Source organism: Pseudomonas graminis (assembly GCF_900111735.1).
Lineage (GTDB): Bacteria > Pseudomonadota > Gammaproteobacteria > Pseudomonadales > Pseudomonadaceae > Aquipseudomonas > Aquipseudomonas graminis.
On sequence record NZ_FOHW01000081.1, the window covers coordinates 1 to 3,008 of the forward strand.

Below are 3,008 nucleotides of genomic sequence, written 5' to 3' on the forward strand. Positions count from 1 at the left end.
CACGATCCACCTCCTATTGTTGTGGGATTTGTCGGGACGATATGCGCGCCTGATTTACCTGAGTGCAGATCAAAGGGGTCCGTCCCCTTTTATTCCGTCCCCTTTTATTCACGGAGAAAACTTCTACAGCAATTCCGCGCTACACTTCATTCCCTGACTTAAGCTTTTCCAGAAGCCATTTCTCAACCAGATCTAAACGCATCATCATTATTCAGGCTTGCGCAGTGGCTTTAATTTCTTTGACACGCCCCCCTGTCGACTCGATTAAGTTTTGACATAGAACAAAGGGCCCACCCATTTTATCGGTCCAAGTTTATAACGCCTAATCATTTATCATTTATCATTTATCATTTCCATCCAGGAATCATAAGTTTCTTGGAGTCGGCTACCGGTTCTTGAGCCATCCGCGATACCCCACGCAAATGCATTGGCAACTCTCACAGGATTTGTTGGAATAATACCTGGACCGCCTATGACAGGCTGCCCGTAATCAGCGAGCTTTTTACTACCCTTCAATTGCATCCAGCTTAGTGATGGATGATTTCTAATTGCGACCTCCCCGTAGTACATACCGACTTTTACAGCCAAAGACTTTTCCTCATCAGTCAAGTCCCAAGCGACAGGGCTCGCTTGAGCGACTGTGGAAAACTGCACCGCATCTGAACTTGATTTTGTTTTTTTAAGTTTGGTGGCAAACCACTCACCGAGTGCACCTAAAGACTCCGGAGAGAAGTCTGCCCTCCAACTATCAAATCCGGGAGTCTGCCAAATACTTTGAATTAACTCATCCAAACAATAGGGCACATTTAGTATAAAACATTCATAAAAATCACTTAATTCTTTTTTAGTCATTGATGCAAAAGCTGTGGTGACCGGGGTATAAGCTGTTGTAAATTTCATATTTCATGCACCACTACTTTAATGCCCGCATCGGAAAGTGCCTTGAGTAACGCGGGCGCGGCGCCCACGCGGCCCGTAACAGGGCTCTTGAAAAAATTCCATGTTACCCCATTTACCATACCTCTACTCAGCAACTCCGCGTCCTTAGCCACTTGAAGTGCCGTACTTGCATCAAGTGAGGTGTAACCAACCTTTGATTCATGGGCCATGTTACCGGGAGCCAATTGATCGACAAAACGTGCACCTAGGCTTGTCTGAAATGACACCTGTGACTGACCACCCAGCGACTTTAAGTCATTCTCTCCAATTTTCCCTGTCGCTCCAATGTCTGTCGACGGATTAGGTGAAGGAATTCTGGTAGAACCCTCACCAGTCAGGGTGTAGTAGTTACCGTTACCTCCCAGATATATCTGATTTCCACTGCTATCCAGAGTCCCAGTAGCTTTGTACACCCCGCCGCCTGGGCCTGTCACAGAGCCATCAAGTTCTTGGGTATAACCTTTAGGGCCTGCGAAGCTGGCATCGTTGGATGCAGGTTTGCCAGCCCCTACGACGCTTGTCTCTCCAGAAACCAATCCGGACGCGGTGTCTTTTGCCCCAAAGGATTAAGCCATTAGGTTAAAAGAAACCTGACCCCCTTCAAAAAACCGCCTAAAAATATCAACCACAATTTCAAAATCCGTACAAACTCCTGAGGCATCTACAGCATCCCCAAGGATACAAACTGTCTGCCCTGAATTTTCGCCTCCTATGTAAGACCGAACAATGTAATCCTCGCCATTGTCCTCCCCTAAAGTCATCGCATACTTTCCATCATCTGCAATAACTTGCAAACTCAACAGCTCAAACCCATTAAAATTCACAGCCTCTAATGTAACAGAGCCAGACGTCCCGCATACTTCTCTTAGACGAAGTTCAATATCACTCCAAAGAGGTTCTTTAGCTCTACCCCCCTGACATTCAGATCCAAACCCGACAATCCATGATAGAGAAAATTTCATTACTAATTCCTCTCTCTCAGAGCCCGCATTCCAGGCTGCCAATATAGAGTTTTACCAGTTGCAACCTCTTTGACCTCAAGAGAAGTAAGTCCAGATTTCTCCGCCATTGCCGCAATATCTCCTCGACAGTACCCACACACTGCTTTACCAGAGACGGTAAGCTCCATGCTTGCCCCCATAGTTTTACCAGCAGTATATGCCTGCTGAATCACACCTATTTCTGCGTGAGCGTCGGCCATGTTTCCATTTGGCAGGACTTTCCCAGATGCGTCAGCCTTAGCGGTTACCCGATCAGATATCAAGGTTGGTTGACTCGCATTAGCTTCTGAAGCTGGACGTGCAGTCTGATTAAAATCGGTGAATGTTTTTCCGCCAATCTTTCCCTCTGCGGTTACAACTGGAGATACACCTTTTGCACCTACTCAGGAATAATTTTCAACTCACTCCATAGTGGTTTCAGTCCTAGACTTTCCATATAAGTCCCATAGTCGAAAAAGGCCCTAACCCCAATGTCTTCGTATAAAAACCATGAGGCCTCGCACTCTTGACATACGAACAAGCAAGTGTCATCAGCTATAATCTTAGCCCTGACAATATCTCCCTGCTCACACCTTGGACACAACATATAAGACTTCTCTATTTAACAGGATAAGCGGTAATGACCTGACTGGTCCCAGGCCGAACAATAATTTTAATACTCGTTTCTCCAGAAGTACCAATCGCTCGGCCCATCGGGACAACATATGCACCCGGATCATTTACTACAGGACTACCTTTCTTGAGCCATGCCTCATCGATAGTGCCTAAAATCTCTTTTCTGTCCATACTAAAGACGCTATGTGTTGTCTTGGCCGGATTCGGATCAGCATGCTCTAAAACATGCAAAACTCTGTTTCCTTGAACCGATCCTTGTCCATAGTCTAGACCAGCTGGAGTTGTCCAAGTCCGGGTAGCCTTGTCAAACGTTAGCTCTACTGCACCACCTGTCGCTTTTGCACCGCCGGCGGGTGAGTCCGCAGGAGGAGGCAGATCAGGATCAGGGGCGTCCGCATGAGCAGGCGAACCTGTTTCATTATCGGTGAACGCGCTGTCCGCATTGAGATTTTT

General features: G+C 46.7%; 4 protein-coding genes and 1 pseudogene. All 5 read right to left on the reverse strand.

The genetic code is table 11. The annotated features are described in order from the left end of the window. Positions 1-333 precede the first annotated feature (333 nt). Positions 334-900: a hypothetical protein gene (locus BMY98_RS27165; RefSeq protein ID WP_139214597.1), complete on the reverse strand. Its 567-nt coding sequence runs from the start codon at positions 898-900 to the stop codon at positions 334-336. Next, a complete protein-coding gene (locus BMY98_RS27170; protein ID WP_139214598.1) occupies positions 897-1,352 on the reverse strand; it encodes a hypothetical protein in 456 nt (151 codons plus the stop codon). The genes BMY98_RS27165 and BMY98_RS27170 overlap by 4 nt, the downstream gene beginning before the upstream one ends. Positions 1,353-1,505: 153 nt before the next feature. Next, entirely contained in the window at positions 1,506-1,901 is a 396-nt protein-coding gene (locus tag BMY98_RS26425) for a DUF6911 family protein (RefSeq protein ID WP_069665395.1), read from the reverse strand. A 2-nt stretch (positions 1,902-1,903) separates the two neighbouring features. Then, positions 1,904-2,293, reverse strand: a pseudogene (locus BMY98_RS28245) (cytidine deaminase-like fold-containing protein); the annotation flags it as partial. A 244-nt stretch (positions 2,294-2,537) separates the two neighbouring features. Further along, positions 2,538-3,008: hypothetical protein (locus tag BMY98_RS27395; RefSeq protein WP_217648339.1), on the reverse strand; the 471-nt coding region annotated here is incomplete at its 5' end.